At 42.6% G+C, this 15,401-nt stretch carries 16 protein-coding genes; 7 read left to right on the forward strand and 9 right to left on the reverse strand.

The annotated features are described in order from the left end of the window. Positions 1-114: 114 nt before the first annotated feature. From MHN30_RS06160 to MHN30_RS06185, 6 genes are all read left to right on the forward strand, one after another. Entirely contained in the window at positions 115-1,299 is a 1,185-nt protein-coding gene (locus tag MHN30_RS06160; protein WP_239358935.1) for an ATP-binding protein, read from the forward strand. Next, on the forward strand, positions 1,280-1,795 hold the full coding sequence (locus MHN30_RS06165; RefSeq protein WP_130165357.1) for a response regulator: 516 nt from the start codon (positions 1,280-1,282) through the stop codon (positions 1,793-1,795). Before MHN30_RS06160 ends, MHN30_RS06165 begins: the two co-directional genes overlap by 20 nt. 51 nt (positions 1,796-1,846) lie before the next feature. Continuing rightward, positions 1,847-2,257 carry a DUF1761 domain-containing protein gene (locus MHN30_RS06170; RefSeq protein ID WP_045987898.1) on the forward strand — a complete coding sequence of 137 codons (411 nt, stop codon included), beginning with the start codon at positions 1,847-1,849 and terminating at the stop codon, positions 2,255-2,257. A 6-nt stretch (positions 2,258-2,263) separates the two neighbouring features. Next, positions 2,264-2,515, forward strand: a complete 252-nt coding sequence (locus MHN30_RS06175) for a hypothetical protein (RefSeq protein WP_130165358.1) — start codon at positions 2,264-2,266, stop codon at positions 2,513-2,515. A gap of 171 nt (positions 2,516-2,686) precedes the next feature. Next, positions 2,687-2,947: a hypothetical protein gene (locus MHN30_RS06180; RefSeq protein WP_010379248.1), complete on the forward strand. Its 261-nt coding sequence runs from the start codon at positions 2,687-2,689 to the stop codon at positions 2,945-2,947. A gap of 136 nt (positions 2,948-3,083) precedes the next feature. Continuing rightward, on the forward strand, positions 3,084-5,093 hold the full coding sequence (locus MHN30_RS06185) for a TonB-dependent receptor (RefSeq protein WP_239358936.1): 2,010 nt from the start codon (positions 3,084-3,086) through the stop codon (positions 5,091-5,093). Between the two features lie 239 nt (positions 5,094-5,332). Here the strand turns inward: MHN30_RS06185 and MHN30_RS06190 are convergent, their stop codons facing one another. Beyond that, complete coding sequence (locus MHN30_RS06190; RefSeq protein ID WP_239358937.1) at positions 5,333-5,914, reverse strand: hypothetical protein; 582 nt, start codon at positions 5,912-5,914, stop codon at positions 5,333-5,335. Positions 5,915-6,151: 237 nt separating this feature from the next. Here MHN30_RS06190 and MHN30_RS06195 point away from each other — a divergent pair, with 237 nt between their 5' ends. Next, on the forward strand, positions 6,152-6,952 hold the full coding sequence (locus MHN30_RS06195) for a kinase (RefSeq protein ID WP_239358938.1): 801 nt from the start codon (positions 6,152-6,154) through the stop codon (positions 6,950-6,952). Between the two features lie 35 nt (positions 6,953-6,987). Here MHN30_RS06195 and MHN30_RS06200 read toward each other — a convergent pair whose 3' ends face one another. The 8 genes from MHN30_RS06200 to MHN30_RS06235 all read right to left on the reverse strand — a co-directional run bounded on the left by MHN30_RS06200 (position 6,988) and on the right by MHN30_RS06235 (position 15,399). Then, complete coding sequence (locus MHN30_RS06200) at positions 6,988-7,836, reverse strand: Tim44-like domain-containing protein (RefSeq protein WP_045987894.1); 849 nt, start codon at positions 7,834-7,836, stop codon at positions 6,988-6,990. 144 nt (positions 7,837-7,980) lie between these two features. Then, positions 7,981-8,700: a DUF3379 family protein gene (locus MHN30_RS06205; RefSeq protein WP_130165361.1), complete on the reverse strand. Its 720-nt coding sequence runs from the start codon at positions 8,698-8,700 to the stop codon at positions 7,981-7,983. Continuing rightward, a complete protein-coding gene (locus MHN30_RS06210; RefSeq protein ID WP_010605216.1) occupies positions 8,700-9,215 on the reverse strand; it encodes a sigma-70 family RNA polymerase sigma factor in 516 nt (171 codons plus the stop codon). The genes MHN30_RS06205 and MHN30_RS06210 overlap by 1 nt, the downstream gene beginning before the upstream one ends. 156 nt (positions 9,216-9,371) lie before the next feature. Further along, positions 9,372-11,003 (reverse strand): BatD family protein, encoded by a 1,632-nt coding sequence (locus MHN30_RS06215; protein ID WP_130165362.1) that lies wholly within the window; start codon positions 11,001-11,003, stop codon positions 9,372-9,374. After that, positions 10,997-13,033, reverse strand: coding sequence for a VWA domain-containing protein (locus MHN30_RS06220; protein ID WP_239358939.1), 2,037 nt, complete (start codon positions 13,031-13,033; stop codon positions 10,997-10,999). The genes MHN30_RS06215 and MHN30_RS06220 overlap by 7 nt, the downstream gene beginning before the upstream one ends. Before the next feature lie 4 nt (positions 13,034-13,037). Continuing rightward, a complete protein-coding gene (locus MHN30_RS06225; RefSeq protein WP_239358940.1) occupies positions 13,038-14,021 on the reverse strand; it encodes a VWA domain-containing protein in 984 nt (327 codons plus the stop codon). Continuing rightward, on the reverse strand, positions 14,014-14,445 hold the full coding sequence (locus tag MHN30_RS06230) for a DUF4381 domain-containing protein (RefSeq protein WP_099028509.1): 432 nt from the start codon (positions 14,443-14,445) through the stop codon (positions 14,014-14,016). Before MHN30_RS06230 ends, MHN30_RS06225 begins: the two co-directional genes overlap by 8 nt. Next, positions 14,446-15,399, reverse strand: coding sequence for a DUF58 domain-containing protein (locus MHN30_RS06235; protein WP_130165366.1), 954 nt, complete (start codon positions 15,397-15,399; stop codon positions 14,446-14,448). It abuts the gene before it with no gap. Between the last annotated feature and the right edge of the window lie 2 nt (positions 15,400-15,401).

A 15,401-nucleotide genomic window follows, 5' to 3' on the forward strand; every position in this document is an offset into this window, starting at 1 on the left:
CTATTTTTGTTAGATTAGGTATAATTCTTTTATCTTAGCTTAGCTTCTTACATTTTCATGAAAATTGCGTTTTCGCCCAACTCTGCATTGGGCCAACTGTTGCTGTTGCGGTCAGTGGCAATCGTTATCCAAATTGTGATGCTAGCGATAGCGGCTGTCGTTTTTGGTAAACAATTTGATTTTGTTTCTGTGGCTGCGGTGGTGGCTGCGGAGTCGGTATTTCAGCTATTAAGTATTTACGCCTACCGTAACACAAAAGAAGCAGCGCCCATTGGCATGACAATGCAATTGTTGGCGGATATCTTGTTTCTTACTATTTTGTTGGATCTGACCGGCGGAGCAACCAATGCATTCGTGTCCTTGTTGGTACTGCCAACGGTTATTGCAGCAGTAACGATCCCAACTATCAATATGTTGATGGTGTCGGCTGGGGCGATTGGTGCTTATCTCTATCTTTATATAAAAATGTCTCATGAACATGTCCACCATATGGATATGAGCACTCACTTGCTTGGGATGTTAGTTAACTTTACTTTCACTATCATAGTCGTTGTTACCGTGGTGAGCATATTGGTAAAGCAAAATCGAAAAAAAGAGCGGGCTATTGCTTTGTTACGGGAGCAGCAGCTACAGCAAGAGCAATTAATCGCATTAGGTAGTGCGGCCGCACAAGCGACCCATCAACTCGCCACGCCAATCGCACATTTGGCGCTATTACACGAAGAGCTGGAGGAGTCGTATCCAAAAGAGGCATGTGTTCAAGAAATGTCAGAACCTCTTGGGAAATGTAAGGAGCAGCTTAATGTCTTTAGAGAATTCACTGAGTATTTAAAGTCAGCGTCTAAACAAATGATAACTGTAGAGCATCTTGCTGAGCAGTTAAAAGAATTAACGAATTTACAATATCCACAGCAGCATTTTCGATTCGATATCACTAATGTTCAGGGGACACTGTGCGATGATCCTATGTTGATGCCTTCGATTTTAAATCTTATTAGTAACAGCGTGCGAGCAAATGAACAAGCAAAACAGACTGACATCGACGTGATATTTACCTCAGAGTCGACTGAACATGTGATCACCATACTTGATAGAGGTGAGGGAATTGCAGAAGAAAGGCTAGCGCAGTTAGGACACTATGTAGTGAATAGTGAATCAGGACTTGGCATGGCAGTACTACTTAGTCATGCGACAATTGAACGGCTTGGTGGACGTCTGCTGATTGAAAGCGACCTTACTTATGGCACAAAATGTACAGTTAAACTACCAAGGGTGAGTGATGAAGTTACTGCTTGTTGAAGATGATGTGCCTTATGCGCAGACATTAATACGGCGCTTGGAAAAACAAGGTTTTAGTGTTGAACATGTTACTTCCATTGAAGATATGCAGGTGGCTTGTAAACAAGAGGTTTTCGGCTACATATTATTGGATATGAAACTTGGTGAGGCCAACTCGATAAATTTCATAACACAAATAAAGCAGCTCAATGCAAATGCTCGCATTGTCTTACTAACGGGTTATGCCAGCATTGCGACAGCGGTTGAGGCGATAAAATTGGGCGCTGACGACTACTTAACTAAACCTGCAAGTACCAGCTTGATAGTACAAACGCTATTGGGAGAGAAAGGCCAAGAAATTGTGGAAGAAGTCATGTCTCCAGAACGACTAGAGTGGGAACATATTCAGCAAGTTTTAAAGGCAAATGAAGGTAATATCTCTGAAACTGCGCGGCAACTTAACATGCACAGAAGAACGCTGCAGAGGAAATTACAAAAGAAACCTGTTTATAAGTAGGTTTTCACTTATACTCATTATTAAATAAAATGAAATATGCTGAGTTAGTCGATGATACTCTCATTTGAAGCATTAAACCTTTGGGCAATTATTCTCGCCGCTTTGTCTTCCTTTATGTTAGGTGGTATTTGGTATTCGCCTATGCTGTTTCAAAAAGCTTGGATGGAGGGGTGTGGACTGACAGAGCTTGATTTACAAACGAGCGATCCCAAGATGACTTTTGGCGTCGCATTTTTGTTGTCTTTGTTATCTGCTGTGTTTATGGCAGTAATGCTTGATCTATCGCTCTCTTTGCTAGCGGCTACTGGAGTTGGGCTTGGTGTGGGAGTCTTTTTCGTCGCCTGTTCACTAGGAATAAGCTATATATTTGAGCAGCGCCCGATGAAACTGTTTTTAGTCAACGGTGGCTATCATGTGTTACAGTTTACGCTCATTGCATTTGTACTCAGGATTATGAGTTAATTCGGTATGGCAAAACCCAATAAAAAAGGCCCTGTTAGAACTGTCGATATTTATTGTGCTGGATGCCGTCAGCAGCTATTTAAGTATCGTAAGGGAGGCAAGGGCAGCCTAGTTAAATGTTTTAAAGAACGGATCACCCAAGATTTTACCGCCAACCAAATAAACTGCCCTCATTGTGAGCAAGAGTTTGCCCGCGATACATTAGTGAGAGGTGCGCCAGCACTGAAAATAATTGGTGGCAAGGTCACCTTCAAGTAGTCATTACTTCAATTTTCATTGCTCACTTTTTGTTGTTATCAGACAAATGTCCTGTCTTGAGTTTTCCAATTTGTTACTATCTCGCCGTTTGGCTTTGCTGTTTCAATGAATGAAAATGACCCTTCCCATGGAACTGGGCCAGCCTCTTGGGTCTTGCTAAATGGAAAAAACATGATCGATTTAATGTTCGATATCATCGGTATGACAGGCACTTTCTTGGTTGTTGGTGCATTCTTTATGCTACAGCTGGAAAAGGCATCTCCCGATAGTTTAACGTATAACTTAATGAATTTAAGTGGTGCGATCCTACTACTGATTAGTCTTTGTTATAACTTTAACCTTGCAAGCTTTGTGATTGAGCTATTTTGGATTGCAGCCTCTCTAATTGGTTTATTTAAATATTTCAAAGCGAGAAAGTTGGCATCTGCTTAGAGTCTAAAAGAAAAGGCTAATCAAAAACTTGCGTAGTGGCTAGGAGCAAGTATTATTAAGTTAATCATATGCTGCTACGTAGGTTAGAGTAATCTAACACTACGAGTGAAGTGTGGGAACATAGAGCTCGTATAATATGAAAAACTTAAGCGCTTTAATTAAAGTCACACCATTATTACTTCCTTTTGCGGTAGTCGCTGAACCAGAAGCTACGGACTCCGACCTTTATCAGCTTTCATTTGAAGAGCTGTTGAATGTAAATGTGTCTATCGCAACCAAAACCGACGAAACGAGAGCATCGGTTCCCTCTAGTATTACTGTTTTTAATTCAGAACAAATAAATAGCCTAGGTGTCGACAGTGTTTATGATTTGATGAACTTTGTACCTGGCTTTCAATCTACTCGAGGTGATTGGGTAGGGGCTGTGCCCAAAGAGCATACCCGCGGTGTGTACTTGGATACTGGACATGTGTTAGTGATGATTGACGGCCAAAGGCTCAATGAGTCCTCATTTGGTAAAGCATCAGTCTACACACCTTACATTCCGATTGAGATTATCAATAAAGTTGAATTTATCCGAGGTCCCGGTTCCGCCCTATATGGTAGTAACGCCTTTCTTGGCGTGATGAATATTATTACCAAAAAACGTAATAATCAGCTTTCTGTTGGTTATGGTGAACACGGCAGTGCGCAAGCAGCGTTGAATTTTTCGAGGCAAGTGTCGGATGAAACACGGCTCTATGCCAATTTAGCATTTAATAAACGCTCAGGGGATAGCTATTTTGGAGGTGCTGTAAAAGACCCGTTAGAATCACTTTTTGTTGTATTTGGAGGTAGCCATCAAGCGTTAACATGGCAAGTAAGGTTTAACCGTACTCAACTTGATGAGTTTTTAAATCTTTCCCGTTATTCCCCTGAAAACGAGCATAAAAGTGAGAACTATGCAGCAACATTTGAGTATCATTGGCAAGCTACTGAGCAACTTGAGTTAACGCATAAGCTGAGCTTTATTAAGCATAATATAGAAAGTGCAGGACTCATCGTTACAGCAGCAGAAATTGGTATCACGCAAGGAGGGGACTTCTTAGTTGGTCCAGCTTGGCAATCCAGAGACTTAACTTATAACCTAGATGGTGGTTATAAACAAAACGACCGGTTACAGTGGAATTTTGGCGTTGAGCTATCAAAAGAAGAACAAAGTAAAGCTGGCGTTAGAACCTCATATTACGATCAAAGTGCCGGTGATATCATCATCTATAACCACACTTATTTAGGTGGTATTCAAACCATATCTGATTACGCCCCTTTTTATCCGTTGCGACAAGACTTTGATTCATATGCTGGATACGTTCAAGCAAAGTATCGGTTTAGCGAGCAACTGAGTATGTTCGCGGGTGCACGATATGACGAAGTGAAAGACATAGATGATAAATTATCGCCTAGGCTCGCGTTCGTTTATGGTTACGATGAGGCAAACACTTTTAAGTTGCAATATGGTGAGTCTTTTCGTACCCCTGTGAGCAACGAACTTAATTCAAACGATGATGTTACATCAGGTAATTCGGAGTTAACTTCAGAATATGTAAAAACCACAGAGCTTGTTTGGCACTATCAAGATGAGTCTAAACAGTTTGATGTTGTGTTATTTGATAATGAGCTGGAGGATTTCATTAATCTAGTACCAATAGATGATGAACAAGCTGAGTTTACATTTGATAACGTCTTTGAGACGAGCATGCAGGGTATTGAAGTTAATGCTAATTTTAATCTGAGTGGCACAACTTGGATACAAGGTGCATACACCCAGTTATTTGACGAGCCATTAAATGGCAGTTTTAAAAAGTTTGCTGCACTTGCCTTTACTCATAAAAGAGAGGCGGTAGAAGTAACTTTAAATGCAATTTGGCGAGACACAACATTTATACCTGCTCCCCCTGAGTCAATTGTCGACGATTTCGAGCAGTCAAGTTACTACCTCATCGGCGGCACCGTTTCTTTCAATTTGGATAATAACGCTAAAATTCAGCTGAAAGCTGAAAATCTTTTTGATAAAAAATACACCGTATTTGATCCACGATTGATTGATGGCCATGTGCCACAACAGGGCAGAAATTTATTGATTCAGTATATTAAGATATTTAATTGAGAAGCTAGGCTATATAATTAAGACTTTTTTATAAACTCACTTGATATCACTAATGGAAATAGCCATTAACACTAGCTGTTTTGTATTTTAATCTTTTTTTGATTTTGAACAGCGAAGCCTTTTCTCAAAAACGAAGATATTTCAGCATTGAAAATTTTCTAATTAATGGGGGATTTTTGAATAGGCTTGTTTATTATTTGTATGAAAGGCTGATAGTTATTCAGCCTTTCAGCTGCAAATTAGTCACATATTGGACGTTTTGTGCCATCGTCGCAAGGTACAAATGGTTCAACTCGTATTACAGCAGAGCGCTCAGTGACATAGCCATCATCGTCTTTAACTCGCATTTTTAAGTTATGAATTTTTACTTCATAGCCACTGCGTAATGTTAGAGATCCAAATGTAACAGGTGCGCCATCCAGCCAAGCTTGTGTGCTGACTATGTGACCATCACGGTCTGATGCAGACATGTTAACGTAGGTTTCTCTACTTTGTTTGTCTACGTAAAGAGAAGCTTTTGGCGTATAATCACAAACTGTTTTTTGAACAGACTCATAATGACTAAACGGTACTTGTGCGTTGCAGGAGCGCCACAGCCCTCCAAGATACTCTGTGATTGTTGTTATTCCGAGGGTAGTTGGCAATATATATCTATCTAGTGTGTAACCATCCACGTTACAGCTTGCAATGCCAGAATATATTGCTTGTTTACCTACTGTTTCTGTTCTGCAGTTCACAGCTTCATCACCAGAAGCTGAAGCTGAAGCATAAAAAGGTCCAATGGATAAAGTGGAAAGGGCAAGTAATAATTTGATATTCATAATATTTCCTTTTATAATTTTTTATTGGAGATAACAAAGTAAGTTATTATTTTTAATTTGTAAATGTTTTTGTTGTTATGTTTTTCCTATTTCTTCTGTGGTGTAGAGAAAAATATTTTACCTTAGTAGTCTATCTCTGCGTCAGATTCTAAATAGACTATTTACGAGCGTCATCGAATGATTGAAAGTGAAATTACAGGATACGACAGTTTCTTACTTGAATAGTATATTGTTGAAATGAAAAAGAAGTGGTTATCTTTATTATTGAAATTAATGAATGGAGTGCCTAATCGCTTAGGTCTTCTGGGAGTTTCTGGCGTTCAGGGCTCTGGTAAATCAACACTAAGCTATTCTCTTTGTAAACAACTTAGAGAAGTTGGCATTACCTGTAAGTGTGTGTCGCTTGATGATTTTTATTTAGACCCAGAAGAGCGGGGAGTGCTTGCTTCAAAGTTTCATCCGCTGTTTCAACAAAGAGGCTTGCCTGGTACTCATGATCTGCAACTATTACAAGATGTTATAGACAGGTTTAAACGCGGCGAAGCATTAACTTTACCTGTATTTGATAAATCAATAGATAGGAAGTTGCCAAAATCAAAATGGCGAAAAGTTGATGCGGGTTTACAGGTACTTATTATCGAGGGATGGTGTATGGGAGTGGCGCCGCAGCCTAGCGATGCGTTAGCATCTCCCGTTAATCAATTTGAGCAAGAGTTTGATAAAGACGGTTCGTTTCGCTTACAAGTGAATCAAATTTTATGTGAAGAGTATCAAGCTATTTTTTCACAATTAGATAGTCTCATTTATTTAAATGGAATGAGCTTCGACAGAGTATATCAGTGGCGCCTGCAACAAGAGCATATGCTCAAAGCATCGACTGGAAAGGGGATGAGTGATGAGCAAGTTAGACAATTCATCCAGCCATTTCAACGCCTTTCGGTATGGGGGATGCAAAGCTTACCAAACATCGCAGATATTGAAGTGTGTTTGGGTGAGGATAGAGCAGTGCTGCAAATAAACACTCAACTTGGTGAATAAACAAGTTGAGTGTAATTTTTACTAAAGTTGATGAATTAGGCCGCTAGCTCTTCAACACCAACGATTAACCAAGGGGCATCCCCCGTCGTTTTACGCTCTAAGTGCCATATTTCGTGGATAGGTTCTTCTTGCATGTCGCCGAGGTCACGATATTTGCCAGTAAACTTAATGCTAACTTCCCAAACGTCAGGGCGTGTATCTGCACGGACTAACTCAGCATCAACAAACATCACTTCAGTGTTAACGTCGCCTTGCTGCTCTCGCTCACGTTTGAACTCTTCAACCAACTCTGGACTCAAGTATTCAGAAACCGTCGAAAAGTCGTTGTTATTCCAAGCGGTTTGAATGGTTTGATAATGCTGCCTTGCGCCTTGTAAAAAGCCGTTGATATCAAAATCTCTAGGCAGGTTCATAGGCACGCTACTTGCGCCAAAACCACCGCCAATTGGTCCTTGGTTTTGAAATTGTTGTGGTGGTGGCGTATTGTTGTAGCCACCCATATGCGGCGCACCGGCATAACTTGGCTGCTGTTTTTTTGCAAGCATGCCTTTAACCAATTTGAAGATTAAAAAGGCAGCAGCGGCAAGCAAAATCATTTCAAGGAATTGAAATCCTTCAAAATCATCGCCAAGCATTGCGGCAATTAGACCACCGGCTAGTAATCCGCCAAGTACACCGGCCATAATGCCTTTTTTACTCGACTTAGGTGTCGTAGTCGATTTTGCATTTAATGCTTGTGTATCAGTTTGCTGCTTTTGCTGGGTTGTTTGTGTTTGCTGGGTTTTTCCTGAGCTCTTACTACCAAACTTCTTTCTTGCTTCAGCATTAAAACTGGCTGTAAATAAAAAAGAAACAAGGGAAAGTAACACAATGAAATGTTTCATAAAGTTCCTATATACCAAAATAACTGCCGCCATTGTAAAGAACTAACATGGCTATTTAAATAGGTATGTACCTCAATTAAATTTGTATTTTGAGAGGTTTAGTAAGGATATTGAGACACCGCCCCAAAGAGTGGGGCGGTGGCGTTATAACCAGCGTAGTGAGCTTGTCACTTCTGATTGGAAGGTTTCAATCGGCGTACCTCGGTTTGCCACCAGTATGGTGTTGGCTTTACCATCATGAGCAATTAAGCCTTCAAAGCGGCTATCTCCAAAACTATCTTTGCCGTCAATCGTGCTTTGTTGACCAGCTGGCACGACAAAAACCGTGAGTGGACCAAACTCGGATTGCATAACCAAGTGAAGGCTTTTTTGGCCTTTAAAGTTACAAAATGTCGCGTAAACCACTTTACCCGGTAAGTTGTCGAACTTACCCCCAAACATCGCGAGCTTCTCGTTCACGGTTTGCAGTGACACTGTTTCTTGCTTTTGCAGTGCATTTTCTTCGTAATACACATGAGCAAGCGCATGTTCACCGGTATCGACAGGGTGTCCAAAACCGCCAAAGTAAAAGACCACGGCGGCAAAAAATACACTGGCGGCAATCGCAAATGGTGCAGTAGCGCGTCTAAACCAAGACATTTTCACTACTTTGTATTCTTCCGTTTCAAGCTCCTTTTGCTTTGCAATTATCTTATCAGCCAACCCCTCAGGCACATCAATATCGAGTGATTTTCCCAAGAAATCGTCGAAAGCTTGCATTTCTTCGACCAGTGCTTGCAACTCAGGTTGCTGTTCGGCCTGTTTCTTGACCTCTTCATCATGAGGATCAGCAACGAGGCGGCGTCGAAATTCGAGTTCATCCATCAGTTTGATGCCCCCTTTATTGGTTCATATTCAGTCGTTAAAGCGTCTTTTAGCTGGTTGCGAGCACGGTATAACCTTGTCATCACCGTGTTTTTATTCAGCTCAAGTATATCGGCGATTTCATCCCCAGAGCATCCCATCACCACTTGCAGTAGCAGTGGTTCACGATATTCTGGTGCTAAGTTGGCTATTTGTCGTTGCACAACGGTTTGCTCCATTGCATCATCCAAAGCCGAACTGGTATCGTCGACCAGCGTATCTTGTTCAACCTCCGCATAGTCAAATTGCTTGCGCTCAAAACGACGTGCATTCTCTCGTCTTAAAATAGTTAATAACCAAGGCTTTGCTGCATTTTCATCTTGTAATGAATCGAGTGCGCGCCAAGCCCGCAAAAAAGTTTCTTGTACTAAGTCTTCTGCTATTGTCGGATCGCCAGACAACCAATAAGCGAACTTATATAGCTCTTTGTGGTACATCCGAACCAGTGACTCGTAGTGATGTTGTTTACTGGCCATATCTATGAGACCTATCTTTTTGCAGGTTTATTTCAACAAAAACTTATTTTATTTTAGTTGATTTTGGGAGTGTATCTCACACCAAGCATAATGGATCTGTTAATTATTTACTAACAAATCTAGTTCGTCTTGCAATAAAAAAGCGCCCTGAGGCGCTTATTGATATAGATTGCCTAAATTCTGACTTTTATTTGTGTGAACCGTGCTTTTTACACTGGTTTTAATTTCATCATATAGTTGAGACAAGTCTACTTTTGCGCTATTGCCTCCATACAGCGAGCTTTGTAGCGTTTGTACTTGTGCTCGCAATGAGCTGGGCTGAAGTGCTAGCCATTGTGTCATGGTGATATTTTGTTGTTTGGTGTAGCGCAGTAGCGCTTGATAAAAGCCCGCTGGGTTATCTTGCTTAACCGCTTTTTCAAACGAAATAAAAGGTGCTGGATTTTCATCAGTGACCGTATTGACTAGTGGGTTTGAGGCAGGTTTTGCTCTTAGGCGCCATATTAGTAATGTTATTAGCCATAATACGTATCCGAAAGCGGCGAGTCCCCACATCCATAGCGGGATAACTTGCTCTGTGATCACGTTGGTTTGCGTAGCCGTTGATGGATTTACGTTTGGACTTGAAAGCGGCTGCGGGATTGGAGCAGCCTGTGGTAAGGCAGGCTGATTTGGGTCATGAATCACGCTGACAGACTTACTTGGCAATGTCGCAAACTCTTCACGTTTAGTGATGGTGTTAAACCAAGGTAGTTTTACTTCGGGCAGAGTAAAATCACCGGCAAGTTGCGGTAGGTAAGCAAAAGAAATGGTTAACTGTGAGATGACTTTTCCATCTCGGGTAATTTGCTTACGCTCTGACGCGTCGGGATAAATTCTAAACCCATTAACGTCTTCGAGCTGAATGTCAGGAAGCTGCTCTTTAGTAACACCCACTGCAGTGAGTGTTAGTGTTCGCGTGATAGGCGTCCCAACCATAAACTCGGTATCTTTGGGCTGCCATTCTTCAGAAAAATTCAAATATTCACTGGGTAGCCAGTTATCAGCAGCGTTAGTTGGGATTGGAGATACCGAAAAGTCAATGGTATTGCCAACCGCAGAAGTCGCCATTCTACGATAGCCATCTCTGATCTGGCCGTTGAAGATCGGCGGCTCTATGCTGAAATCACCACTTTTTTGTGGTTGGATCATATATTCGCGAGTGAGCACCATGTAGCGTCGGCCGTCAATAACTTCGTATTCTTCATTGGCTTTGCCCAATTGTGTGAAATTAGCGCCATCTGAGATTGGGGCACTCAGTTGACCATCTAGTAGTTCTTTTCCTACATAGAGCTTAACGGTATAAAGCGCAGCCTGTTGAACATAGAGATTTTTTGTCTTGAGTTCGGTTTTTACGAATATATCTTCACTTTGCTGCTCATCATCACGAGCGACAACTTTTATTTCGATCGGCTGGGTCGTTTCACCATCTACTTCTAACGCAGGAATGGTGTAAGTACCCGGAGTGCGAGCAACGAGCTGCATTTGCCAGGTAGTGGAGCTTGAAACGCTACCATTAATGATACTGGTTCTTGAACTGGTATTCACCGGGCTGGTGATAAAGTCGTTACTAAGCACAGAAACATCAGGAATGGTGCCTTTGACTTTGCCCTCAGCGATAATCGACAACGTGAAATATTCACCTGCGAGCACTGGGTTTTTGTCTACGCTGGCTGTGAGATTTTCCAATGCCAACGTGGCGTGGCTTAATATCAACAAAGACAGACAAAATAGAATGCGTTTTACCATGATTTTTCAGCTCCTCTTGGTAGACGTCTTTGTTTACGTTGTTGTGCTTCTAGTTGCATTTTATTTCTCAATAATATGGCCGGATCATCAGGTACTTTTCTAAGCAGTTGATTAAGCTGTTGCGCTTTCTCAATTTCTTCAGGGGTAAGTGGCCGACTATCTTGCATCATTGCAGCCTGTGCCTTTTCTTCATCCTGCGGTGACTGCTTGGGATCGGGCGTAGGTGCGGCTTGTGCTTGCTGTTGTTTTTGCTCTTGAGTTTGTTCGTCAGCTGCTTGCTGGTCTTGGCGGGCAGCATCTAGCTCTGGCTCGTTGTTGTTTTGTTCTGACTCACTTCCTGCTTGTGAATTCTGTTGGTCTTGCTGACCTTGTTGGTCTTGCTGACCTTGTTGGTCTTGCTGACTTTGTTGGTCCTGCTGACCTTGTTGGTCCTGCTGACCTTGTTGGTTCTGCTGACCTTGTTGGTCTTGCTGACCTTGTTGGTCCTGCTGACCTTGTTGCTCTTGCTGACCTTGTTGGTCCTGCTGACCTTGTTGGTCCTGCTGACCTTGTTGGTCTTGCTGACCTTGTTGGTCTTGCTGACCTTGCTGACCTTGTTGGTCTTGCTGACCTTGTTGGTCTTGCTGACCTTGTTGGTCTTGCTGACCTTGTTGGTCCTGCTGATTTTGCTGCTCTTGCTGATCCTTTAACGCTTCGACTAACGCTTTATTATCCTTCGCTTGCGTAAAATCAGGATCTAGGGATAAGGCTTTTTCGTAGGCAGAAATTGCGTCGTCTAATTTACCAAGCCGTGCTAGCGCATTGCCCAAATTGTATTGGCCTTCTACTGAGCTTGTTTGTTCGAGTGTTTTTACCGCTCCTTCGTAATCTCCAGCTTTATATAGGGCTGCACCTTTTAGTACCGGATTATCGGCAAGAGCAGCTTCATCGAACGCTTCATTTTGGTAGGCCTGCAGCGCGTTTTGGTCGCTATTTTTAAACCACTGTGTCCATTCATTCGCCAGCGCTTTTTGCTGTGGCAACATCGCAAAAACAACCAAAGCACTTAGCATAACTGCGTGATTTCGAACCAATAGCAGTGCGAGTGGAATAAGTACAATCAGCAGATATATTCCCGCATCTACTCGCCACTTAGCACTTTCTTGGTCGCGTTTAAGCACCGATGTATTTGCACCCAAATTTGGCTTAAATGTCTCTATGTCACTGCTGTCAGCAGTATAGCTGGCAAATTTTCCACCCTTAACTCTAGCCAGTTTTTCAAGTCGAGTCGGGAATAACTTTGGTACGACTATCTGACCATATTGGTCTTTTAAAAAGCCGCCTTCAGGTAATTTGATTGGTGCGCCTTGCGCCGTACCTAAGGCATAGATACTTAACTTAAATGGGCTGTCAGAAAGAAGCTTTTGTACATCTTCTGCGTCTTCTTGTTCAAGTCCATCGGTTACCAAAATAATGTCACCATAGGTTGCACTTGCACCTGTTAACAAGCTAACGGCTTCTTCGATACCTGCATATACGTTAGAGCCTTTTGAGGGCATGATCTCTGGACGAAGGCTCGGGATCAAGTTCTCAAGAGTAGTGACATCAGTTGTGAGTGGCGACACGGTAAAAGCATCGCCTGCATAGGCAACTAAACCTGTTTCGCCTTCTTTAAATTGCTTTAGCATGTCTAAAGTTTTAAATCTCGCTTGGGTTAAGCGGTTTGGCGCGAGATCGGTTGAGTACATAGAATAAGACATATCCAGCACTAACACTCTAGGTGCTTGAGTTTTAAAAACCGGTACTTCTTGTTTTTCAATACTTGGTCCCGCAACCGCAATAATGGCTAACAAAAAGAACACAATACCAAGCCAAGAGTTACTTTGTTTTTGGTGTTTTTGACCATCGGCTCCCATCACCACCTTCATCAGGTGCGGTGCGATAAGTTGCGCTGATTTTTGATTGGACTTTTTAGACCATTGCAACGCACTGTATATCACCCAAGGGATCAGAAGCCAAAGCAGATGTGGGCGAATAAATTCAAATTCCATATATTTACCCTCTTAATTTTGTTCTTAATACGAGATTTAGCTGAGCCACAAAAAGCAAGCCGAGTATCGCGAGGAGAGGAATATAAAACAGTGAAATCTTAGGACGGAAAGTCTGTGTTTCATCACTTATCGGCTCTAGCTCATCGAGCATAGCGTAGATCTGTTGTAGGCCTTCCACATCTTTTGCGCGAAAATATTGCCCACCAGTTTCTTTGGCGATATGTTGCAACGTTTTCTCGTCTATACTACTACCAGCCATAGAATTAAAACCAAATAAACCAAAACCGCGTCTACCATCTGAGCCAACACCAACGGTATAAATCTTTATGCCTTCTTCTCGGGCTAAGATCAGTGCTTCTTCAGGTTGAAGGTTGCCCGCGGTGTTTTGACCGTCGGTCAGCAAAATCAAGATTTTGTTACTTTGTTCACGTTCACCAAAACGCTTTACCGACAAACCAATAGCATCGCCAATCGCTGTGGCGCGTCCAACTAAACCAATTTGTGCCTCACTAAGCATTTGGCTAACCGTCGCTAAATCTCGGGTGAGTGGCGTTTGCAAAAACGCGGTGTCACCAAAAAGAATAAGTCCCAGACGATCTCCTTGGCGCGCTTCGATAAAGTCGCTAACAACGGCTTTGACGACAGACAATCTGTCCACTAAGCGACCTTGGTATTCCATATCTTGCTCTGTCATTGAAGCCGACAAGTCAACGGCAAGCATAATATCGCGTCCCTCGTTTGGCACAACGATTGGGTCGTCAAGCCAAGTCGGGTTAGCCGCTGCGGTTATCAGTAGTAGCCAGATGAGTGTTTCTACTAGGCTTACTTTTGCGCGTTTATTGAGTTGAGTTGTGCTCGCGAGTTGTAACTTTGCGGCACTTGGCATACGAATATTGATGTTGGTCTGCGCGATACTCGGTTTAAACTTCGCAATTAGCCAAGGCAGAGGTAACAATAAAAAGGCAAAGGGCCAACTAAACTCAAACATCGAGACGCTCCTTCACTTTGAAGGTATTAATCGCACGACATAGTTTATCGCTGAGTGCGGGGTCTTGAGTCGGAGCATATAACGAGTCGAGCTCTTGCTGAGTGAGTTCAACGCGTGTGAGTCTTGCTTGCAGCGTTAACCATTCTTGGCCCGATCTACTCGCAGCGGTATCACCGTAATAATGTTTTACTAAACGTTTGAGTATGGTGTGTAATGCTTGGGCATTATCCTGCGAATGACTCAGTTTTACGGCTTCCTTTTTTGCCTTTAAAAATTGCTGGCGACGATATAATAGCCAACACGTAGCCCCAAATATTGTGAGTAGAACACAAATGGCTCCCCACATTGGATAAGAAAGTGGCCACCAGCTCACGCTTTGAGGGATGACCACATCATTAAGCTGGTCGAGTGGATTGACTTGCATTTAACCCCTCATGATTTGTAATTCGATTGGTAATGACGCGTCGTACTTTTGTAACGACATACCAGAGCGCTTAAGTAGCGCTAATCTTCGATTGAAAAAGTCAGACGCATTTTGCGAGAATTTGTCTCTAAATTGCTTGTCCATCAAGGGCAATGTCCAGTTTTGTTCACCAGCTGAGACCTCAATCGCTTGACTGTATTCAGGCAGATGATGCTCAAAAGGATCACTCACCATACAACCAATGACTTCGTTATGGCGAGTGGCACGCTCTAGTAATTTAAAGCTTTCATCATTCAACTCCGTAAAGTCCGAAATGAGATAAATCAGGCTGCCGGGCTTAGCCAGATGCACAAGTCGTTTTAAATTCTCATTGAAACGATCCCCCGAGGGGTGAGTCTCTTTTTGAATTAATGCTTGTTCGTGTAGGGCACAAAACTGATGAGCTAGCGCAAGCACTCCACGGTCGCGAGCAATCGGTTTTAGCTCGTGGTGATTGCTGTCATTAAATACCACACCACCAACACGGTCGCCGCGTTGGCATGCAGCCCAAGACACCAAAATGCCTAAGTGCGCCGCAAGCACCGACTTAAGTAACAGCTTTGAACCAAATAGCATGCTTGAGGAAAAGTCACAAAATACAAAAACGGGGCGTTCCTTCTCTTCTTGAAAGAGTTTCGTGTGTGCTTCACCGGTACGCGCGGTAACTCGCCAGTCAATCGCACGAATATCATCACCATATTGGTATTGTCTGACTTCAGCGAACTCCATACCCCGACCTTTATGCGGTGCAAGGTATTGCCCTGATTGAGCACTTTTCACTTTTCCTCTCGGTTTGAGCGAAAGTAAATGCGCTTTGGACTTATAAAAAAGTAGCTCTTTCAGGCCGAGTTCGACACCATTACTGTGGCTTTCATTAAACCAGCTGGCTGAATTAAACTGCTTGATGTCGTTCATAG

Source organism: Pseudoalteromonas sp. OF7H-1 (assembly GCF_022347825.1).
GTDB classification, from domain to species: domain Bacteria; phylum Pseudomonadota; class Gammaproteobacteria; order Enterobacterales; family Alteromonadaceae; genus Pseudoalteromonas; species Pseudoalteromonas maricaloris.